15 protein-coding genes are annotated in these 16,702 nt (G+C 37.2%); 7 read left to right on the forward strand and 8 right to left on the reverse strand.

Annotation, left to right across the window (positions count from 1 at the left end):
- Positions 1-237 precede the first annotated feature (237 nt).
- The 5 genes from L0B53_RS12450 (at position 238) to L0B53_RS12470 (ending at position 6,113) form a co-directional block, all read left to right on the forward strand.
- A complete protein-coding gene (locus tag L0B53_RS12450) occupies positions 238-2,442 on the forward strand; it encodes a malate synthase G (protein WP_235062249.1) in 2,205 nt (734 codons plus the stop codon).
- Between the two features lie 219 nt (positions 2,443-2,661).
- Entirely contained in the window at positions 2,662-3,756 is a 1,095-nt protein-coding gene (locus L0B53_RS12455; RefSeq protein ID WP_235059934.1) for a mannose-1-phosphate guanylyltransferase/mannose-6-phosphate isomerase, read from the forward strand.
- A 1-nt stretch (position 3,757) separates the two neighbouring features.
- The gene (locus L0B53_RS12460; RefSeq protein ID WP_235059935.1) at positions 3,758-5,002 is read left to right on the forward strand and encodes a glycosyltransferase; all 1,245 of its coding nucleotides are present in this window, start codon (positions 3,758-3,760) and stop codon (positions 5,000-5,002) included.
- Between the two features lie 83 nt (positions 5,003-5,085).
- Positions 5,086-5,562: a hypothetical protein gene (locus L0B53_RS12465; RefSeq protein WP_235059936.1), complete on the forward strand. Its 477-nt coding sequence runs from the start codon at positions 5,086-5,088 to the stop codon at positions 5,560-5,562.
- Positions 5,563-5,738: 176 nt separating this feature from the next.
- Entirely contained in the window at positions 5,739-6,113 is a 375-nt protein-coding gene (locus tag L0B53_RS12470) for a hypothetical protein (protein ID WP_235059937.1), read from the forward strand.
- 184 nt (positions 6,114-6,297) lie between these two features.
- Here the strand turns inward: L0B53_RS12470 and L0B53_RS12475 are convergent, their stop codons facing one another.
- Entirely contained in the window at positions 6,298-8,316 is a 2,019-nt protein-coding gene (locus L0B53_RS12475) for a bifunctional 2',3'-cyclic-nucleotide 2'-phosphodiesterase/3'-nucleotidase (RefSeq protein ID WP_235059938.1), read from the reverse strand.
- Between the two features lie 339 nt (positions 8,317-8,655).
- Positions 8,656-9,420: a phosphoribosylglycinamide formyltransferase gene (locus L0B53_RS12480; protein WP_235059939.1), complete on the reverse strand. Its 765-nt coding sequence runs from the start codon at positions 9,418-9,420 to the stop codon at positions 8,656-8,658.
- A gap of 326 nt (positions 9,421-9,746) precedes the next feature.
- On the opposite strand from L0B53_RS12480, the gene L0B53_RS12485 reads away from it, so the two are divergent.
- Together L0B53_RS12485 and L0B53_RS12490 are read left to right on the forward strand one after the other, a co-directional pair.
- On the forward strand, positions 9,747-10,487 hold the full coding sequence (locus L0B53_RS12485) for a hypothetical protein (RefSeq protein WP_235059940.1): 741 nt from the start codon (positions 9,747-9,749) through the stop codon (positions 10,485-10,487).
- A 100-nt stretch (positions 10,488-10,587) separates the two neighbouring features.
- Entirely contained in the window at positions 10,588-11,349 is a 762-nt protein-coding gene (locus L0B53_RS12490) for a queuosine precursor transporter (RefSeq protein WP_235059941.1), read from the forward strand.
- A gap of 82 nt (positions 11,350-11,431) precedes the next feature.
- Here the strand turns inward: L0B53_RS12490 and L0B53_RS12495 are convergent, their stop codons facing one another.
- The 6 genes from L0B53_RS12495 to L0B53_RS12520 form a co-directional block, all read right to left on the reverse strand.
- Positions 11,432-12,277 carry a class III extradiol dioxygenase family protein gene (locus tag L0B53_RS12495; RefSeq protein ID WP_235059942.1) on the reverse strand — a complete coding sequence of 282 codons (846 nt, stop codon included), beginning with the start codon at positions 12,275-12,277 and terminating at the stop codon, positions 11,432-11,434.
- A 4-nt stretch (positions 12,278-12,281) separates the two neighbouring features.
- Positions 12,282-12,638, reverse strand: coding sequence for a protocatechuate 4,5-dioxygenase subunit alpha (locus tag L0B53_RS12500; protein ID WP_235059943.1), 357 nt, complete (start codon positions 12,636-12,638; stop codon positions 12,282-12,284).
- Between the two features lie 19 nt (positions 12,639-12,657).
- Entirely contained in the window at positions 12,658-13,530 is an 873-nt protein-coding gene (locus L0B53_RS12505; RefSeq protein ID WP_235059944.1) for an amidohydrolase family protein, read from the reverse strand.
- Positions 13,531-13,605: 75 nt separating this feature from the next.
- Complete coding sequence (locus tag L0B53_RS12510; RefSeq protein WP_235059945.1) at positions 13,606-14,676, reverse strand: 4-oxalomesaconate tautomerase; 1,071 nt, start codon at positions 14,674-14,676, stop codon at positions 13,606-13,608.
- Positions 14,666-15,391: a 4-carboxy-4-hydroxy-2-oxoadipate aldolase/oxaloacetate decarboxylase gene (locus L0B53_RS12515; RefSeq protein WP_311197297.1), complete on the reverse strand. Its 726-nt coding sequence runs from the start codon at positions 15,389-15,391 to the stop codon at positions 14,666-14,668. Before L0B53_RS12515 ends, L0B53_RS12510 begins: the two co-directional genes overlap by 11 nt.
- Positions 15,392-15,416: 25 nt before the next feature.
- Positions 15,417-16,478: an amidohydrolase family protein gene (locus tag L0B53_RS12520; RefSeq protein ID WP_235059946.1), complete on the reverse strand. Its 1,062-nt coding sequence runs from the start codon at positions 16,476-16,478 to the stop codon at positions 15,417-15,419.
- Between the last annotated feature and the right edge of the window lie 224 nt (positions 16,479-16,702).

Here is a 16,702-nt window from a genome sequence, read left to right on the forward strand (position 1 = left end):
ATTCAAAACATCGAATTTGTTATAAGACGTGACATTATTTTCAGTACTCATTTTACTCCGTTTTTTGAGATGGTTTTTTGTTACGTTTATTTAAATAAAATCGTTTAATGCAATAATTTTTTAAGCTTGAAAATTTTCTACAAGCTTATTTTTAAATTTCTTATTTAGGGTCAAATGTTAACGATACCGTTAACATTGTTAGATTGGTCAATCGAAACAGTATTTAAAGGAATGATGATGAATAATTATATTGATGCTTTTGATATTAAAGTCGATCAAAACTTATTTTCATTTGTAGAGAATGAAGTATTACCTGGCTTGCAAGTTGAATCAGAGCAATTTTGGTGTGGTTTTTCAAATACGATTAAAGAACTCGCACCTAAAAATGCCGAACTTTTAGCCACGCGTGATCGTTTTCAAAAGCAGTTGGATGAGTGGCATATTGCTCATCAAAGCCAGCCATTTGATTTTTCAGAATATAAATCATTTTTAACTGAGATTGGTTATTTAGTTGAAGAAAAAGATGCATTTTCTATCGCAACCAAAGATATTGATCCTGAAGTTGCCGTTGTTGCTGGTCCTCAGTTAATCCTACCTATCTCAAATGCACGATTTGCACTAAATGCAACCAATGCGCGTTGGGGGAGTCTTTATAATTCACTTTACGGTTCTGATGCTGTAACAGGGGCATTACCAAGTGGTAAAGGATTAGATATAGAAAAAGCCAACGCGGTGATTCAATGGGGAGCCGAATTTTTAGATGATGCTATTCCATTGACTTCAGGTTCTCATCAAGATGTCCAAGTGTATGAGTTATGTCAAAAAGAAGGCCAACACTTTGTACTTTGTCACCTTGCTAATGGCGACATCGTAGATCTGAAAGATTCTAGCCAATTTGTTGGTTTCAATACATCTCCGATATTGTCTCTATTGTTTATTAATAATGGTTTACATATTGAAGTGCAAATTGATGCCACAACACCGATTGGTCAATTATGCAATGCCGGCATTAAAGATGTCATTGTTGAAGCAGCTCAGACAACAATTATGGATTTTGAAGATTCAGTTGCAGCTGTGGATGCTGAAGATAAAGTACAAGCTTATCGTAATTGGTTAGATTTGATGAAGGGAACGTTGACCGCCGAGTTTGAAAAAGGTGGTAAAACAGTCACTCGAACCATTGCCAAAGATAGATCTTACCAACAGCCAAACGGAGAAGCATTAACTTTACGTGGTCGCAGTTTGTTACTTGTTAGAAATGTTGGTCACTTAATGAAAACCAATATGATTTTGGATAAGCAAGGCAATGAGATCCCTGAAGGAATTGCAGATGCCTTTTTAACGTCATTATGCGCACTTCATGAGCGTACAGAAGAAGGTTTAATTAATTCTCGATTTGGTAGCATCTATATTGTTAAGCCTAAAATGCACGGCCCTGAAGAGAGTGCGTTTACAAATACTCTATTTTCTTGTGTTGAAGAGACCTTGAACTTGGCACCAGCAACATTAAAAGTCGGTGTAATGGATGAAGAACGTCGTACTTCCGCCAATCTAAAAGAAGTGATTCGTAGTGTTAAAGATCGTTTATTCTTTATTAATACGGGCTTCCTTGATCGTACTGGTGATGAGATCCACACTTCGATGCATGCTGGTGCGGTTTATCCAAAAGATTTAATCAAAGCACAAGGTTGGATTCAATCTTATGAAGCACGTAATGTTAAGATTGGTTTAGATTGCCAATTAGATGGGACAGCTCAGATTGGTAAGGGCATGTGGGCAATGCCAGATGCGATGCAAGAGATGCTAACTCAGAAGATTGGTCATCCTAAAGCTGGGGCTAATTGTGCTTGGGTTCCTTCGCCATTAGCTGCATTTATTCATGCCACTCATTATCATCGTTGCGATGTGAAAGAGGTTCAACAGCAGATTAAATCAGCCACTTATGATTATACCGAATCATTAGATAGCCTATTAACACCGCCAATTATGGAGAATAAAGACCTTGATTCAGCCACGATTGCTCAAGAAATTGAGAACAATGCGCAAGGTATTTTAGGTTATGTGGTTCGTTGGGTTAATCAAGGGGTTGGTTGCTCTAAAGTGCCAGATATTCATGATATTGCGTTGATGGAAGATCGTGCAACATTGCGTATCTCAAGCCAAATTCTAGCTAATTGGTTACTCCATGGTGTTTGTAGTGAACAACAAGTGATGGAAACAATGAAGCAAATGGCAGTGGTTGTCGATAAACAAAATGCGAATGATCCTGAGTATACCAATATGGCTCCTGATTTTGATAACAGCATTGCGTTTAAAGCGGCTTGCGATTTGGTTTTCAAAGGTGGTGAACAACCTAGTGGCTACACTGAACCCTTACTACATGGGGCAAGACAGCAGTTTAAAGCCAGTATTACAAAACCAGAATTACTTGCTGAGTCTTAAATTTACAATGATCTTGATAACCAATAATTAGGGTATATCAAGTTATTGGTTAAAGCCTTTATTTTACAGGCTAATTTAAGCACCCCTTATCGCTTAAGTTAGCCTTTTTTATCAGCAATGTTTCTATTAAAAATTTGAGTCCGTGTATATGACAAGACAACTTGAAAGCGAGACGGTATAGTAACCAACTCATTTAACTACGTTGATGGTTGCAACCCGATGATTCTACCTGTTGTGATTGCTGGTGGAGCGAGTGCTCGTCTTTGGCCTTTGTCTCATTCCCATTACCCCAAACAATTTTTACCCCTGCTTAATGACACCACAATGATTCAGGATACATTACAGCGATTAGATGGGCTGGATCTGTTTTCGCCTTATGTCGTCTGTCACCATCAGCACCGGTTTATTGTCGCGGAGCAACTGACTGATTTTTCTCCTGACGCTATTATCTTAGAACCCATTGGACGAAATACCGCCCCTGCAATTGCGTTAGCTGCATTTCATGCTATTGCTTTAGGTGGTGATCCTTTAATGTTAGTCCTTCCTGCCGATCATAAAATTAATCATATTGCTGCTTTTCATCAAGCCGTTGAGCAGAGTATTGATGCTGCCGAAAATGGTTTCTTGGTCACTTTTGGAGTTATTCCTAATCGAGCTGAAACAGGGTATGGATACATTAAACAGGGGGCTAAATATAGCGGACAAATTGTTTTTGTTGATAAGTTTGTTGAAAAGCCAAATGCAGAAGATGCAGCAACCTATGTGAATGGTGGGCATTATTGTTGGAATAGCGGTATTTTTCTTTTTAAAGCATCAACCTATTTAGATGAGTTGAATCGATATCAACCTGAGATATTTAATGCCTGTCATGAGGCGTTAGAAAGTGGGGTAGTTGACCCTGATTTTGTCCGCATCAACGAACATTCATTTACGGGATGTCCGGATATTTCTATCGATTATGCCGTGTTAGAAAAATCAGATAAAGTTTTAATGACCCCGATGGATGTTGGCTGGAGTGATATCGGTAGTTGGCAATCGCTTTGGCAAGAATCGACTCGGGATGAGAACCAAAATGTGTTAAATGGCAATGTTGCGATGATTGATAGTCAAAATAATTATATCCATTCAACAGGAAGATTGATTGCGACATTAGGGATTAATGACTTAGTGATTGTTGATAGTGATGATGCTATTTTGATTGCAGATAAACATCGAAGCCAAGATGTGAAATTATTGGTGGAAAAAATAAAAAAAATCAGAGACTTTAGTATTTTGATAATGAATATTAATCTTTTAGGATATAGGCGAGTTTAACGTGAAGAAAACGATTTTAGCGATTGGTTATGTTTGGCCTGAACCAAACTCATCAGCAGCCGGGACTCATATGATGTCGCTACTGCGATTATTTAAACAGCAAGGTTGGTTGGTCGAGTTTGCGACGCCTGCTCAGCGAACTGAACATATGATTGATCTAGAAAAAGAAGAGATAACTAGTCAGAGTATTGAATTAAATTCAGATAGCTTTGATCAATATATCTCAGAGTTACAACCTGACATTGTTATGTTTGACCGTTTTATGATGGAAGAGCAGTTTGGTTGGCGTGTTGATAAGTGTTGTCCAAAGGCATTGAAAATTTTAGATACTGAAGATTTACAGTTTTTACGAAATGCTCGACATACTGCGGTTAAGGCATCAAGAGAATTGACCCAATCCGATCTTCAGTCTGATTTAACTAAACGTGAGATCGCAGCAATTTTACGTTGTGATCTCTCTTTAATCATCTCGAATTATGAGATGGAATTATTAATTAATCAGTTCAATATTTCAGAGCATATTCTCCATCATTTACCCTTTATGGTCGACTTAACTCAATTGCCAACAGAAACTCGCGAATTTGAAGCCCGGGAGCACTTTATGACCATTGGTAATTTCCGTCATGCGCCGAATTGGGATGCGGTACTTCAATTGCAACGAATTTGGCCACAGATACGTCGCCAACTTCCTGATGCCGAATTACATATCTATGGTTCATATCCACCACCAAAAGCGACAGCAATTCATAATCCTAAAATGGGTTTTCATATCAAAGGTTGGGCAACTGATGCGCTAGAAGTGGTAGAAAAAGCGAAAGTTTGCTTAGCGCCTATTCGTTTTGGGGCGGGTATCAAAGGGAAATTTCTTGATGCCATGAAAGTGCAAACCCCCAGCGTGACAAGCTCAATGGGTAGTGAAGGAATGTTATCTGATGCTTATCCTGATTGGCCCGGTAACGTTACAGAGCAAGATGAAGAGTTTATTAAACAAGCGATTGAACTTTATTCAAACAAAGCACGTTGGCTTCAAGCTCAAGATATTTGTCATCCATTATTAAAAGATAAATATGATGCGACGAAGTTAGGTGCCAAACTAATTGAAAAGATTGAAAAAATATCGCTCGATTTAGAAGCGCACCGTTTAGATAACTTCTTTGGTGAAATGTTAAAGCATCATACGATGGCGAGTACTAAGTATATGTCACAATGGATCAGTGAGAAGAATAAAAAGATTAACGTTGACTAGAGTCTCATTAGAAGCAGTTTTCCAAATTCGAGCTATAATCTATTGGTTGCATAAGATGATATCAATATATTTAGGTAATCGTTATGGCTCGGATCACAAAAGAACAACGACAACAAAAATATGAGTTTATTAATCAGTCTATCTGGGAGCTTTTCTTAGAAAAGGGCTGGGGTCAGGTTACGTATCATCAAGTTAGTTTGAAAACGGGGATTCGACAATCTAGCTTACAATCGTACCATAAAAGTGTGAGTAGTTTTGGTGATGCACTTAAAGGTCGCGCTTTTCCTTATTTTCTCTCTCATTTAGATCTTTCAAGTTGCGAAGTATTAGATAAAAGCTGGACAATCGCGCTTAAGGATCCAGGATTTCGTCATATTATTTGGTTATTAATCGGTCATATATCTGAATCTAAAGAAATCAATGAACTTGCTTATCAAGGGTTATCTAAATTATTAATGAAGGTCAGTGAAGAGTTAGGGGAAGAAGGCTATCAAACCATAGAAAAAATGATCGGTAGAACTGCGATTGATATGGCATTTAATCATAAATTAATTAAATAACTCAAAAAAATTTTGTATAACGTATATGAATACGTATAATCAATATGACTGATTAGTTCCCATTACTGGTCAGCTTTTTTTTGATATTAATACGTACTGGTATATTTTCATTCGTGACAGCAAAGAAATGTCAAAGTATGGAATTAATCTTGTAATTGATGATGACCGAGGAAGTTATGAGTTTTTCCAATCTCTCTACTTGGGAGAGACATTCAATGAATAAAGGTTTAATTACTTTTATTTTTCAAAAATTTAGTGAGAGGTTTGAGAGTGTTCATTCAATTTTAATGAGTGAAAATCAAGATCAAATAGATATAGACTCTATTTCTATATTTATGTCTGATATCAATAATGAAGCGATGGTTCTATTTGCTTACAACCATAGTATTAAAAGAACTTATGGTGAGGTAGGAATTCTTTCTATTCGATTGCAGAGAGTGATTGATGAGTACTTTGTGACTGAGTACGGTACATTACCCAAAGTTCAAATTGTTGATGATTTTAAGCTAGATGAGCGTGTAGATATTTCAAATATTGTCTTTTTAGATTAACAGGATAGCTCTTCTTACTGAACGTTGCTGGTTGTTGGCGTGGTTCTTTTGCCTATGAGAGTACCTATATTTATGAGGTTAACTTAGTGGCCGATGACGAGTAACACTATTTGCTTTATGTACATCATTTTAAATAACCCACAAGAAGGGAGAATCGCTCTCTTTTTCTTGTGGGTTGATTATATTATCGGTTAGTTATATTTAATCGATAAATACCAAAACCAATATTATCTGTTGTTATAAATTCAGTTGAATTGACTGAATGGGACTTAATATAACGTTTTGCATTATCACTTGGCGAACTTTCAAATTGAATATCAAGTTTCTTCTCACTATTAATAGGCTGTAAACGCCAATTATTATCAATTTTCACATCAACATAACCATTTTTCTTACTTTGACTTTCGATATAATTAGTCAATACTTGTCGGTTTTGATCTGGTGCAGAGAAGACAATATGGTCTTTACCTGTACCTGCAAAGTGACCTCCACCAAACGCACGATAATTATTAGTGACAACAAGAAACTCCTGTTTAGGATCAACCGCTTTACCTTGATAGGTTAAGTTAACCACACGATGACTATTTTTATTGCTTAATTGACAGTTGTCATCAAATCGCGCTGGCTTAGTCACATCAACCTGATAACTAATGCCATCAATCACATCATAGTTATAGCTGCGATGATTCCAGTTAATCAATGATTGAGGTTGAGTACTTTGAGGATCTATTTGGTTAAACATACCAACACTACATTCTAACCAGTCACTCACTTCCGCACCTGTCGCCTTGACTACAATCAAAATATTTGGGTATAAGTAGAGATCAGAAGCATTACGGAAGGTTAATATCCCTTTTGGCATTGCAGTATAGCTCGATGGATCATTCTTACGACCACCAACTTTAAAAGGTGCTGCCGCAGATAACACTGGCAGTTGATTCAGTGTTTTGTTATTTTTTAAGACCGTTTTAACATAGTCAGTTTGAGCGTTATTGACAATTTGAATAGATGGATCATCTTGAACAAACGCTAAGTAACTATTGATCTCACTGTTGCTTTTACCAATAGTCTTATTGAGATATTTAATGGTTTCTAAATGATCTTCTTTTAGAATCTGTTGTGTTTCTTTATCTGCTCTAACTAATGCCTTGTTGTCTCGTTTATCATAAATCGCATTGGTAGAGCCGCGTTGATCAATGATAGACCATTGGTGATCATTATTTAGCTGTAATTTATAATCTAGGATACCGATATGGTCACCGTATCGCCCAGGCATAACAGAGGGAATGCCATTTAATAGCCCATTTTTAAGGTCGGCACCTGGAATATGAGCGAAATCAGATGAAGGAAAAACTGCGTGAGCATGACCAAACAGAATACCATCGATACCAGAAACTTTAGATAGATAGTAAACTTCATTTTCCATCAACTCATGATAAGGGTCATCATTAAGCCCTGAATGTGGAATGGCAATAATTAGATCCGCGCCTTTTTCACGCATTTCTGGAATATATTGTTTTGCTGTATCAACAATATCTTTAACGACCACTTTCCCTTTTAGGTTTTTTGCATCCCAAAGCATAATTTGTGGTGGTACAAAACCAATAAATCCGACTTTAATGGTTTGTTTATTACCATCATTATCAATAACGGTTTTATTTTCGATAATATAAGGGTTGTAGGCATGTTTGCCTGCCTCACCATGTCCATTATCAAGATAAACATTGGCATTGATGTAGGGGAAATTGGCTTGGCTTGTTGCTTGAAGCTGATACTTTAAACCATAATTAAAATCATGATTGCCTAAGTTACCAACATCATAATGCATAGGATTCATCGCTTGATAAGCAGGGAATTTCTCACCATGATCAAGACCACGATCTGCTGCCCAATCGCCCATCGGGCTACCTTGCAGTAAATCGCCATTATCAACAAGTAAATTATTCTTTGATGCTTTACGTGCATTCTTGATCAGAGTAACAGTTCTAGCATAACCAAAACGTTCTGTTGGCTTGTTTTTATAGTAATCGTAATCCATAAAGTTCATATGGATATCACTGGTTTCAATGATACGTAAATCTACTGTTGGAGATTGTTGAGCAAAAATAACTGGAGATACTAAAGAAAGTGTTAAAAGAAAAGTAGTCAAGTATCGAGTCAATCTAGATTGCTTATTTTTAACCGTTAATAAGGTCGGCTTCATTATTACACCTTAATGGTAATATATACGTGATTATAAAATGAATGCAGATCATAAAGTCTTTAAAATTTGATTCAATCTGTAGTTTTTATTTAAACTGAAAACATAAATTTCAAAATTGTAAAAAGTGCTATTTTCATAAAAACAACCGGTGATTTTTCTGGTTTTAAACAGCTGACTTATGTATTAATAAATTGGCATGCTACTGATTATTTTATTTATGAAAAAGAGAGTTTTAATCGAAAGGAAAAGAATTGTACTTATTAGTAAGAAAGTTGGAAATAGAATGATTGAGTGAGCATTATTCAAATGATTGTAAATAATGCTCTTGGATAATGAGAATTAAGCAACATCTTTAATTGGCGTATGCTTTGACCACGCCTCATCATATAAGCGGTTTGTTTCAACACGGATTCGAGCAATTTTGCTGTGCTCTAAATCGGTTAGATCGCGCTGTTGTTGAACAGCGACATGTTGGATCTTTTGTACTTGTTGGTAAAGCTGATGTTCAGAGCCATTTTTGATCTCGGCAATTTCAGCTAAATGAAGTTGCACCTCAGTGACCATTTTGGTCTCTGGTAAAATAATCAATAAGCTAATATCACGGTAACCAGATGGAGCGGGCTCTAAGAATCGGTTTTTAACACGAACAACTTCACTATGCTGTGCCAATTGATTATATACTTGCGTCAGTTGAGCAATATTATCCGTCACGATGGTAGCACGAGCAACATCGGTTAGTAACTCTGGCTGGCCATTCAATTCATGAGCAATTTTCTTTTCTGCTCTCGCAATAGACTTTACACCTGAATAGTAGGGTTTAGCTGAATTTTGTGCTGATATCAGATTACAAAGCGTTTCTAACTCTTGTTGAGCAGGGATAGCTAGTTGATAAAGATCATCAAAGTGATTAAATGGCTGTGTTGGGTTGGTATCAAATGATGCAATTTCATTAAGTTCCTCTAAAGGATCTCGATGGAGTTGAGAGTTAGCAACCTGCACAATCGGGGCAGAGTAGCGTACTGTTGTTAGTGCTGAATTAGCGAAGACAGGGCTTTGGCTAATAATCATCAATAAGATAGCAGAGCGCTTTAATGGTAACTTCATCTTAAATTCCTAACACATGAACGAAAAAGGTAAACATAAATGGTCGTATCGTCAGGTAGAGCCGCTATCTTATTTTCTGATTTAAATATAGCTTATTTTTTTAAGATTACCATTGGCAGAATATCTGAATGGTAGATTGCTCACATCTCGGCGGATAGTTCTAATAAAAATTGATATCAATATCACATAATCTATTGGCTGTTTGATACTTAGGGTTGAATTTCTAAGCGTGTTCTTTGATTCTATTTATTCTGTGACATCCTCCACCTTTAGCGTATGATTGGTGGCTTTTAAAATTTATTTGAACAAAATATGGAGAGGGAAAAGTGCTTTTAACTGAAGCTGAACAGCTTATTTATTCAACAGCTGAACCTGTTGCTGAACGGTATTGTTTAACTACCGATGGTTTTGATCGAGAGGTGGTTTTATTAAAGTCACGTTTTTGTAAATGGCGTAAATGTACATTTTGTGATTATTGGGCTGATGGCAGTCAAGATATTAATGAATTAGATGAAGTGAATTTCGTTGAGTTAGATAAAATCACAGGTGAAACCGGAGTTTTAGAGATTATTAACTCAGGCAGCATCTTTGAATTACCTAAAGCTCATATTGAACGTATTAAAGTGATCATTAAAGAGAAAAATATTCATACCTTTATGTATGAAGCTCATTATATGTATCATGAATTAATCGCGGATTTTAATAAGCAATTTGACGTTGATAAAATTATTGCTAAAACGGGATTAGAAACTTATGACGATGACTTTCGAGAAAAAGTTTTAAATAAAGGCTTTATTGATAAGCTTGATCTTGAGTATTTTCACCAAACATTTGATGCAGTTAACTTGTTAATTGGTATTAAAGGGCAAACGATAGAGATGATTGAGCGTGACCTACAACTCGCGTCAGAAAATTTGGATATTGTTTTGGTCAATATTTTCACAGAAAATAGCCAAGACGTGAATATTGATGAAGAACTCATCAAACAGTTCTACGAGATTTATCCAAAATATCAACGTGACAATGTCATTGTTTATGATCACAAAAACGCGGTTGGCTTAGGTTAAAATACGCTTTAAATTTTTATTTATTGTATAAATTAACGAAACAAACATTCATTCATTGCAGTTCGTCAACCATCCTGCATAATCAAAACTTGGAGATACAATGTACAACATTTTACTGTTAGGTTTGTTAATCCTAACCAGCTTTACCCTCTTGACCCTTTCATACCGTAAGTTTGGTTTAATTGGCGTCTATATCTATGTCATTATTTGTGTGATTGCTGCAAATATTCAAGTCAATAAGTTTATCCATTACACCTCTTTTGGTGACTTTTCGCTTGACGCAACCTTAGGTAATGTCGTTTATGGCAGCGTATTTTTAGCCACTGATTTTATAAGTGAAAAGTTTGGAAAAAGTGCAGCTCGTAATATTATCTATATTTCGATTTCTGCCAATATTGCGTTTATTTTATTAATGGTCGCAGCGAGTTTATTTCAACCATTTAATGCGGATCAATATTCAACGCTTTATAATCAATCTTTTGATGCCCTGTTCTCTGCAAATAGTGGGATGGTGAAGGCGGTTCTTATTGGTAATTTAGTTTACCTCTGTAGCCAAAGCTTAGATGTGACAATTTATCATATGATTAAAAAACTATTTCCTTCAAGGCGGTTGCTCTATATTCGGAATAATCTATCTACGCTACTTTCCCAGTTTTTTGATACGGTATTAGTGACTGTTTTATTTGGTTTAGCGGGTGTGATTCCAGAAGATTATATTGTTAGTGTGATTATTTCTACTTACTTGGTCAAGATTGTGATTTCACTCTTGGATACGCCATTTTTGTATGTAATGACGAGAATTGAGACAAAAACGGATTATGATTTTGTTGCTGAAAAAGTGACAAAACAGCTTAAGCGTTAAAGATAAGAAGCCGCTTTAACAAAATGCGATGTTAAGGCGGCTTGGTCAATTATTATATGATCTTTCGATCATAACATTGGAATTACCGATTCTCTGTTTGAATTAACATCGTGCCAGCACCTGTATTTGAAACAGGGATATGATAGTTACTGTGGAGTAGGGAGATTTCATCACCTAATGCACCACGCATACCCAACCACATAATTAACTCTGGACCTTGAGCACCAGCTTGCTCGATAAGGTCTCGAATTGTCAATTTAGTTAATGCTTCAGGATCGTGAATTAATTTATCCATGCAGTAAAGATCAAATTCTTTATTGATAAAACCAGCTCGTTCACCATCTAATTGATGTGAAAGTCCACCTGTACCTAATACAACAACTTTCAGATCTTTATCATAACTTTCAACCGCTTCACCAATCGCTTTACCAAGATCCATACAACGTTTTGGTGAAGGCATTGGGTGTTGTTCAACATTGATACAAACCGGGATGACTTTCATGTGACTGTAATTATTACCTGGCCACATTAATTGCATTGGTACCGTTAGACCATGATCGACACGCATCTCTTGACAGATAGTGATATCAAACTCTTTATCAACCAATTCATTACAGATATGCCATGATAAGTCAGGATCACCGTTGATCGCAGGGATCGGTTTAATTCCCCAACCTTCATCTGCATTTTGATATTGCTCAGCCGCACCAATGGCAAACGTTGGTTTTTTATCAATGAAAAACTCTAACCCATGATCATTATAAAAAACGATTGCGACATCAGGTTGTTCTTGTTCTAACCAGTGATGGATGGGTGGGTAACCGTCAAAAAAAGGTTTCCAGTAAGGTGTTTGTTGGATTCCTTGATCGATTGCTTTACCAATTGATGGGATGTGAGATGTGGTGATACCACCGATAATTTTAGCCATGTCGTTACTTCCCTGCAGCTACTAATTTGTCTTTAAATTCTTCTACTGTCATACCAGTTTGGATAGCACCCACGTCCTGAATGGTCAGTCCTAACATGCCTGTAAACTTAGCTAAGTAATAAATACTACCGCCTAACTCTAATAACTTAAGAACATCACGTTTTAATATCGCTTCTTTTTGTTCTGGCGTGACACCAAATTTATCACAGTATGCGGCTTCGTCACGATTGAATTGATCACGAGCATCTTGTTCATTGAATGAAAAACACATTTTATTTAAACCATAGCCTTTACGAGACATTGCACCATCAAATAGGGTTGTCCCTTCAATAGGTGTTTTATTATTTAAATATGAAGACATAAAATTTCCTTATTTTTACTTATTTTTTCCAGTAGAGGCGCATTGGATTCTTAACAAGAAGTGCTTGTTGTAATTCAGTGGTTTGTGCAATTTTCGGAATGACATCAACAAGGTGCCCATCATCTGGCGTATGTGACTTCATATTGGGATGTGGCCAATCTGTCCCCCATAAGACTCGCTCAGGAAATTTCTCTACTAATGTTTTAGCAAAAGGAATCACATCACTATAATTTGGTGGGGTTAAGGTTAAACGCTCTGGACAACTTACTTTTGTCCAGATATTCGTATTGTTTGCCATTAAGTTTATAAATTTAGCAAAGCTTTCACTCTCGATGCCTTCTGAGATATCGGGACGACCCATATGGTCAACAACAATCGTGGTATCTAACTCTACTAAGAATGGGGCAATTTCATCAAGATCTTGAGACTCGAAATAAACTACAATGTGCCAGCCAAGGGGTTTAATCTTTTCAGCAATTGATTTAAATACCTCTTTAGGTGTCGTATCAACGAGGCGTTTAACAAAATTAAAGCGAACCCCGCGAACCCCTAAACGATCCATCTGTTCTAGCTCTTCTTTTGTGATATCTGGTGAAACAACAGCAATACCACGAGCAAGGTCACCTGCTGTTTCTAATGCATCTAATAGAGCCTGGTTGTCTGTTCCATGACATGATGCTTGAACAATAACATTTCGGTCAAAACCCAAGTAGTCACGTAGCTCAAAAAGCTGTTCTTTTGGTGCATCACAGGGGGTATATTTACGTTTTGGAGAATATGGAAAAAGTGATGCAGGGCCAAATACATGACAATGTGCATCTACTGCACCTGCTGGTGGTGTATAGTTTGGTTTACTAGGAGCAGGGTGAAAAGGTAAGTAATCAGCATCCATCTTTATTCTTCCTTAAATTTAAGAGTATCTTGCTAGTAATAATTAAACATTAAATATTGGTTATTAACAATACTTCTAACCGTGTTGAAAAATCGTCCCATCGAAAAGCTTTCGAGCCGTTCGTAATATTGCTGCGCTTTGTACTTGGTTATTCTTTGTTTGCAAAATAACGGATAATTCGCCAGCGGGATGTTCAACTGAAACGCGTTTTGTTTTTTGTTCAGGGAGTGTTGAGACACTAAAAGCTGGAGATTCAGGTAGCATACACGCTGTTGCAACACTCACGGCACCTAAAACGCCAATAGAAGCATGGCAACGATGAGGAATAAAGGTGCGAGTTGAAACCGAACCATTTGGAGTTGGCTCACTCACCATGGTTAATTTGGGAATCGATTTCTCAGTCACATCACCTAAATTCATTTTTTGACCTGCCTCTAAACGGATACGCTCAAGTTTTTGACGCAGCTTATCATTGCTCTCGAGTTCTTGTGGAGATTCTTGTCCAGTTATCCCCATATCTATAGCTCGAATGACAACCACTGGCATCCCATTATCGATTAAGGTAACGGTTGTCTCGTCAATAATATCAAACTCATTCCCAGTAGGTAAAAGTGCGCCACAAGTTGAACCGGCAGTATCTTTAAAGGTGATGGCGATAGGGGATGCACTGTTTGGTACTCCATCAATAGCCACATCTCCTCGATAACAAACTTCTTTATTAGGAGTGTTGACCTCACAAGTCGCAACCTGACCGGTATTTTCCATATAAATAGAGACATTAGTTATGTCACTTAGAATATCAACTAATCCGCGTTCAATAGCAAAAGGGGCGACACCCGCTAAGATATTGCCACAATTTTGACCATCACTGACAATGGGTTGATCAACAAAAACTTGTAAGAATAAGTAATCAACATCAATTCCAGGACGCTCAGAAGGTTTGATAATAGCAACTTTTGATGTGAGAGGAGTTGCACCACCCATACCATCAATTTGTTTGCTATCTGGCGATCCCATTATAGCTAATAGAAACTCATCTCTCTCTTGTTGATCTTGGGGGAGATCATTTGCAAGAAAATAAGCACCTTTGGATGTACCACCGCGCATCCACATACACGGAGCTGATACGGTCTTGTTATTTGACATAAACAAGACCTTTTTCTTCTAAGCGAGGTCGCATGTTATAAATATCTAAACCTAACTCACCATTAGCTAAACGAATGCGCTTCTCTTCTTCTCTTACCATGCGAGCACGAGATTCTGCTAATACTTGTTCCGCCTCTTGACGACGAACGACACAAACACCGTCATCATCGGCAACAATAATATCACCGGGGTTAATGATCTCTTCGGCACACACCATTGGGATATTGACTGAACCTAAGGTTTCTTTAATCGTGCCTTGGCTAAAGATGTGTTTAGACCATACTGGAAAGTTCATTTCTCTTAGGTCTCGAGTATCTCGAACACCACCTTCGATAATTAATCCGACAACACCACGACTTTGTGCTGATGTGGCTAGTAGGTCACCAAAAAAACCAAAATTAGAAGGCGATGTTGGAGCAAAAACAAGCATGTCACCTGCTTGAGCTTGTTCAATAGCAACATGCATCATCCAGTTATCACCCGCAGCGCCAGAAATGGTTAGTGCTGAACCCGCGATAGCTGGACCTGAATAGATTGGACGCATGTAGTCAGCTAATAAACCACGGCGGCCCTGTGCTTCATGAACAGTTGCAACGCCACATTCTGCTAATCCTTTGATAACCTCTGGGGTAGCACGTTCAATATTACATATCACGACATTTTGAGGTAGTTGTTGGGTTGTTGTTGATGTTTGTTTTTTTTCCATAGTGGTCATCGTTTAATTCCTTTTTTAACCAATGCTAGATAATAATTGCTGACGCTTCCTGCTGTTGTACCGAGTTTTTTATCGCAGGAGCTTGTAAACGGCTAAATACTCGGCGAGCATTATCTTCAAATATTGCCTGTTTATCTGCCGCAGTCACTTTAGTTGATGCATCTATATAACGTTTTGTATCATCGTAATTATGACCGGTTAATGGATCAACACCACGTACCGCTCCAATCATTTCAGAGGCAAAAAGGATATTTTTTGATGGTAAAATATCGAGTAAAAGATCAATGCCTTTTTGGTGATAAACGCAAGTATCAAAATAGATATTATTAAGCATTAATTCTTCAAGTGGTGCTAAGCCCATATCTTGAGCCATTCCACGGAAACGTCCCCAGTGATAAGGGACAGCACCACCACCATGAGGAATAATAATCTTTAATTCAGGGAAATCTTTGAATACGTCAGACATCATAAGTTGTGAGAATGCCATGGTATCTGCACCAAGATAATATGACGAAGTGGTATGCATACAACTGTTACATGAACCGCTGACATGGATCATCGCAGGAACATCTAGTTCAACCATCTTCTCATATAAAGGATAAAACGCACGATCGCCCAAAGAGACATCTTTAAACGAGCCTCCAGAAGTATCAGGATTTAAGTTACAACCAATAAAGTCCATCTCTTCTACACAGCGAACTAATTCACTGACTGATTTTTCAGGTGAGATACCAGGCGATTGAGGAAGTTGAGCAACAGGGGCAAAGTTATTGGGAAAGAGGTCACATACTCGGCGGATCAAATCATTTTGATGTTCAGTCCAAAAGCGACTGGTGTGCTCATTGCCGATATGGTGACCCATCCAACTTGCACGAGGAGAAAATATAGTTAAGTCGGTTCCACGCTCTTTTTGTAAACGAAGTTGATTATTGATAATACTTTCACGGATTTCATCATCTGAAATAACCATGATTCCTTTAGAACCAACATGGCTTGGATCTTTTATTATTGCTTCTTTTTGAGCATCGCGATATTTGCCCACTTGTGGTGGTGTTGTAGTGTAATGTCCATGACAATCAATAATCATTTTTAGCGTCCTTAACTAATGAAATTACAAACACTATACGAGGCAATATAAGATTGGGCTATTTCAATTTAATTTCAGGCTATAAGATTTTTAGATAGAGGTGGTTTTTTGAGCTGTATAGTAATTGTAAATGTTTAGCTAATAGTGATACAAAAAATTCTAATAAATGAATAGAGATAAGCGAAAAATGATGGATAAATTTGACCGATTTTCTGTTATTTTTA

The sequence above is a fragment of the Vibrio sp. SS-MA-C1-2 genome (assembly GCF_021513135.1).
GTDB lineage: Bacteria > Pseudomonadota > Gammaproteobacteria > Enterobacterales > Vibrionaceae.

Excerpts from the sequence above, each read along its gene's own strand:
- L0B53_RS12505 (WP_235059944.1), bottom strand. The coding sequence starts at position 13,530 with ATGGATGCTGATTACTTACCTTTTCACCCTGCTCCTAGTAAACCAAAC.
- L0B53_RS12510 (WP_235059945.1), bottom strand. The coding sequence starts at position 14,676 with ATGTCAAATAACAAGACCGTATCAGCTCCGTGTATGTGGATGCGCGGT.
- L0B53_RS12495 (WP_235059942.1), bottom strand. The coding sequence starts at position 12,277 with ATGGCTAAAATTATCGGTGGTATCACCACATCTCACATCCCATCAATT.
- L0B53_RS12455 (WP_235059934.1), top strand. The coding sequence starts at position 2,662 with ATGATTCTACCTGTTGTGATTGCTGGTGGAGCGAGTGCTCGTCTTTGG.
- L0B53_RS12515 (WP_311197297.1), bottom strand. The coding sequence starts at position 15,391 with ATGACCACTATGGAAAAAAAACAAACATCAACAACAACCCAACAACTA.
- L0B53_RS12450 (WP_235062249.1), top strand. The coding sequence starts at position 238 with ATGAATAATTATATTGATGCTTTTGATATTAAAGTCGATCAAAACTTA.
- L0B53_RS12470 (WP_235059937.1), top strand. The coding sequence starts at position 5,739 with ATGAGTTTTTCCAATCTCTCTACTTGGGAGAGACATTCAATGAATAAA.
- L0B53_RS12500 (WP_235059943.1), bottom strand. The coding sequence starts at position 12,638 with ATGTCTTCATATTTAAATAATAAAACACCTATTGAAGGGACAACCCTA.
- L0B53_RS12490 (WP_235059941.1), top strand. The coding sequence starts at position 10,588 with ATGTACAACATTTTACTGTTAGGTTTGTTAATCCTAACCAGCTTTACC.
- L0B53_RS12465 (WP_235059936.1), top strand. The coding sequence starts at position 5,086 with ATGGCTCGGATCACAAAAGAACAACGACAACAAAAATATGAGTTTATT.
- L0B53_RS12475 (WP_235059938.1), bottom strand. The coding sequence starts at position 8,316 with ATGAAGCCGACCTTATTAACGGTTAAAAATAAGCAATCTAGATTGACT.
- L0B53_RS12480 (WP_235059939.1), bottom strand. The coding sequence starts at position 9,420 with ATGAAGTTACCATTAAAGCGCTCTGCTATCTTATTGATGATTATTAGC.
- L0B53_RS12520 (WP_235059946.1), bottom strand. The coding sequence starts at position 16,478 with ATGATTATTGATTGTCATGGACATTACACTACAACACCACCACAAGTG.